Source organism: Microbacterium sp. B24, from assembly GCF_000333415.1.
GTDB lineage: Bacteria > Actinomycetota > Actinomycetes > Actinomycetales > Microbacteriaceae > Microbacterium.
This window is the reverse complement of the sequence record NZ_BADB01000510.1, coordinates 1-4,409: the sequence shown is the minus strand read 5'-3', so window position 1 is coordinate 4,409 and position 4,409 is coordinate 1. Positions and strand designations below refer to the sequence as shown.

Sequence of the window (4,409 nt, the reverse complement as noted above, 5' to 3'; positions counted from 1 at the left end):
ATCTCGTAATGGGGCAGCGCGACAGTGGTCAAGGGAGGGTCTTGTTCGGCGGCGATGAACTGCTGATCGTCGTAGCCGATGATCGAGATGTCGCCCGGGATGCGCAGCCCGCGCGCATGGATCGCGGTGTACGCGCCCGTCGCCATGCGGTCGTTGAAGCAGAAGATCGCCGTGGGGCGGTGCTGCTCGGGCAGATCGAGAAGACGGTCCGCGGCCTCGCGACCGCCGCGGTGCGAGGTCTCCCCGTGCACGTGCAGTCGGTCGTCGATCGCGATGCCGGCCTCGGTGAGCACCGCGCGGTATCCCTGAAGACGCAGGTCGGCGGCGATGGGTCGGGTGGCGTCCTCGGCCGTGTCGATGTAGGCGATGCGGGTGTGACCGGCGGCGACGAGCTCGCGCGTCGCCGCCACCCCGCCCTCGCGGTCGTCGGGGACGACGCTGGGATAGCCGGCGACGCCGTCCTCGGGACGGCAGTCGAGCAGCACGGTGCCCGCGGGCAGGCTGACCTCCGCAGGCACGACGCGATGCCACATCGCGGCGTAGATGAGCGCGTCGACCTGCTGCGCTGTCAGAGCGCGGATGGCGGCGTCCTCCACCTCCGCGTCCGACCCGGTGTCGACGAGGAAGACGAGGTGGTCGTTGGCGCGGGCGACGTCCTGTGCGCCGGCGAGCATGCGCCCCGCGAAGGGTGTCGTCGCGATCTGGTCGGAGATCAGGCCCACCGTCTTGGTGCGCTGTCTGCGCAGCCCGCGCGCGAGAGCGCTGGGCTCGTATCCGACCGCGGTCGCCGCCGCGCGGACGCGGTCGCGCGTCTCCTGCGAGATACGCGACTCGACATCGTTGAGCACGAGGGACACCGTCGTGACCGACACTCCGGCCGCCGCCGCCACATCGGAGATGCGCACCCGAGCCATGTCATCACATCCTCGTGATAAATCGATTTATCGTCTGGAGCGATTATTGACCTACCGCGGCGCGCACGTCAAGCGTCGGGAGGAAATAGGGTTGTCAGGCGCTGCGGCGTTCGGCCTGTGCGACAGGATCGGGCACCGGCGCCGCCGCGATCAGCGCCCGCGTGTACGGATGCCGCGGCTCGCGCAGCACACGGGTGCGCGGACCCTCTTCGACGACGCACCCGTGCTGCAGGACGACGATGCGATCGCACAGCTCGTCGACGACCGCGAGGTCATGACTGATGAACAGGCAGGCGAACCGGAGGTCGCGCTGCAGATCGCGCAGCAGCTCCAGCACCGTGGCCTGTACCGAGACGTCGAGCGCGCTGGTCGGTTCGTCGGCGATCAGCAGACGCGGGCGAAGCGCGATCGATCGCGCGATCGCGACGCGCTGACGCTGACCTCCCGACAGTTCGTGCGGGTACCTGCGGCGCCACGCGGCCGGTAGACCCACGGCATCCAGAAGCCCGCCGACCCGCGCCTCGAGGGCACCGCCGCGAAGACCCGCGTGTACGCGGAGGGGCTCGGCGACGGCCTCGCCGATGGTGCGCCGCGGATCCAGGGCCGCCGTGGAGTTCTGGAAGACGACGCCGACCTGGCGCTTGACCTCCACGGCGCGGCGGCCGCGCGCAGCGCGGAGGTCGACGTCGGCGATACGCACCGTGCCGGAGGAGATGGGAGTGAGTCCGAGAGCGCAGCGCCCGATAGTGGACTTTCCCGACCCCGACTCGCCCGCGAGAGCGACGATCTCACCCTCCCGTACCTGGAGTGACACGTCGTCCACCGCGTGCACGGCGTGGCGCCCCCGTCCGTAGACGACCGAAAGTCGGTCGACATCGATGACGATCGCGCTGCCGGCTGGGTCCGGACGTTCGGGCGCTCCCAGACGCGGCACAGCCGCAAGCAGCCGGCGCGTGTAGTCGGCATTCGGCGCGGAGAACAGCTCGCGCACCGCCGCGGCCTCCTCGACCATGCCGTCGTGGAGCACGACGACGCGATCGGCGATGTCCGCCACCACACCCATGTCGTGGGTGATCATGATGATCGCGGTGCCCACGCGCTCCCGCAGGCGGCGGAGCACGTCGAGCACCTCGCGCTGGACGGTGACATCCAGTGCCGTCGTGGGCTCGTCCGCGATGAGCACTTCGGGATCGCACGCCAACGCGATCGCGATCATGACGCGCTGGGCCTGCCCCCCGGACAGCTGGTGCGGATAGCTGGAGACGCGCTTGTGCGGTTCGGCGATCTCGACCATCTCGAGCAGCTCGATCACCCGGGCGCGACGCTCTGCGCGGGTCATGTCCGGACGGTGCACGATCAGCATCTCTTCGATCTGCGCCCCGACGGAGAAGACCGGGTCCAGGGCGCTGCCGGGGTCCTGGAAGACGACACCGATGCGCGTTCCCCGCACCGCCTCGCGTCGGGCGCGCGTCATCGCGAACAGATCCTCACCGTCGAGCAGCGCCTCGCCGCGGACGACGGCGTTGCGCGGCAGCAGACCCACGAGCGAGAGCGCGCTGACGCTCTTGCCCGAACCGGACTCGCCGACGAGGGCGAGCACCTCGCCGCGGTCGACGGCGAAGGAGACACCGCGCACCGCTGTGGTCGTCTCGCCGCCGACGACGAAGTCGACGGTGAGATCGCGGACATCGAGCAGCGGCGTCACGGCGCGACGTCCTCGTCGATGTCGGCGTCACGATACGCCTGCCAGTCGGCGAGCATCTTGCGGTGATAGCCCATGAGCCAGATCATGTACCGTCGCGCGTTCTGCAACCGGGTGCGGGGGCCGGCGGCGTCGTCCGGCAGGATGTCGAGACCGTACTCGATCGTCGATGTCACCCGGCGCGCATAATCGCGCTCACCGGCCAGGAAGCTGCCCCAGACGTCTTCCTCCACCCGGAAATACCGGTTGCGGTCACCGGGCAGCGAGTGCGGCTTCAAGAAGCCGAGGCTCACGAGGGCCCGCGTGGACATGGACACCGCGCCGGCGCTCGCCCCGAGCAGGTCGGCGATCTGAGCGGACGACAGGAACGGCCGGTCGACGATCAGCAGCAGGCCGAGCACCCGCCCGTCCATCCGGGGGTTGCCGGCGGCGCCCCAGGAAAAGGCGAAGTCCTCGACGAACGTACGCGCCTCCTCGCTCAACGGCTCCGATGGTCGGTCGATCTCCTCGCTCACAGCGACATCCTCTCCAACACTGCCCCCGGATCGGGAAGCGCCATGGCCTCGGTGAACACGGCATGAGGCCACATGGTCATGCCGCTCCACGAGATCGATTCCACCGCACCGTCGGCCGCTCGCGCCACCTCGACGGGTTCGCCGGTGGCGCCGAAGCCGTCACGCCGGGACTGGTGGAGCGTCCCGTCGGCGGCGATCTCGACGCGTTCGGCGCCGCGCGCCGGGTCGTCGGCGACGGGGTGCAGCGCAAACGTCGCACCGCCGAGGTGCGCGATGTCCAGCACGCTCCAGAGGCTCGCGAACCGTTCCTCCGGCAGCTCCGCCCGCTCTTCGTCGTCGGCGTGGCTGAGCGCGAGGTGGATCAGCGCCATCGCTCCGGTGGCGAGAAGATCCGCGGGTCCGTCGATGGCATTCGTGAACACGCTGACGGAGACACCCTCGTCCGGGTCGAGCCAGGTGCGCGTGATGTGTCCGGGATACCCGCCACTGTGGCCGACCAGGCGCCGCCCGCCGAGGGTGTGCAGTTCGAATCCCAGCCCGTAGTCGCGCAACGCGCCGCCGATGTCGATGCGCGAGTGCGGGTGCTGAGCCTGCCGCTTGGCGTCGTCGGAGACGAGACGTTCGTCACCGAGGCGGTGGGCGCTGAGGTAGGCCGTCGTCTCGGCGGCGGTGGAGAACCATCCCGTCGCCGCGGCGAGCGCCCGCGTGTCGACGTGACCGATGACGCGACGCTCGCCGTCTGCGAGACGGGCGGTGTGACCCGCGGCATACTCCGCTTCGCGGGCGGCCTGCCATTCCGAACCCGACCGCTCGAGCCCGAGCGGAGCGCAGATGTGCGCACGGGTGAACTCGTCGTAATCGACGCCGGATGCCGCCTCGACCACAAGACCGAGCAGCCCGTAGGCGATGTTGGAGTACTTGAAGAACTCGTTGCGGGCGAACACGCGTCCCTCCGCGCGGGTGTCGTTGGTCGAGTAGATGTAGAGGCGACCGTTGTAGATGAGGTGGTGCGGGTCGGCGCCGAACTTGTGGCCCACCAGCGGGTTGTGGTCACCGATCGGCTTGGTCTGCACCTTCTCCAGCGAGGTGAAGCCGGGGCCGGCCGGAGCGTCCGAGATCTTGACGAGCGAGATCTCGTCGACTTGGAAGTCCTGGAGCGCGTTGGAGTTCCACGGGGTCTCGACGAACAGCCAGTCCATGCCGGGGTGGCGCTGGGTCGCGACGAAGTCCTCGAGAACGATCCCCACTCGCCCTTGGTGAAGCTCTGACCACGATCGT

4 protein-coding genes are annotated in these 4,409 nt (G+C 69.5%); all 4 read right to left on the bottom strand.

The annotated features are described in order from the left end of the window. Positions 1-914, bottom strand: a 914-nt coding sequence (locus tag I5I_RS14995) for a LacI family DNA-binding transcriptional regulator (protein ID WP_036321605.1), incomplete at its 3' end; no start/stop codon positions are given. Positions 915-1,008: 94 nt separating this feature from the next. After that, the gene (locus I5I_RS14990) at positions 1,009-2,619 is read right to left on the bottom strand and encodes a dipeptide ABC transporter ATP-binding protein (RefSeq protein ID WP_187289967.1); all 1,611 of its coding nucleotides are present in this window, start codon (positions 2,617-2,619) and stop codon (positions 1,009-1,011) included. Then, on the bottom strand, positions 2,616-3,131 hold the full coding sequence (locus tag I5I_RS14985; protein ID WP_051039667.1) for a GbsR/MarR family transcriptional regulator: 516 nt from the start codon (positions 3,129-3,131) through the stop codon (positions 2,616-2,618). The genes I5I_RS14990 and I5I_RS14985 overlap by 4 nt, the downstream gene beginning before the upstream one ends. Next, the coding region (locus tag I5I_RS17705) for a serine hydrolase (RefSeq protein ID WP_239640137.1) at positions 3,128-4,409 on the bottom strand (1,282 nt) is incomplete at its 5' end. The genes I5I_RS17705 and I5I_RS14985, both read right to left, overlap by 4 nt.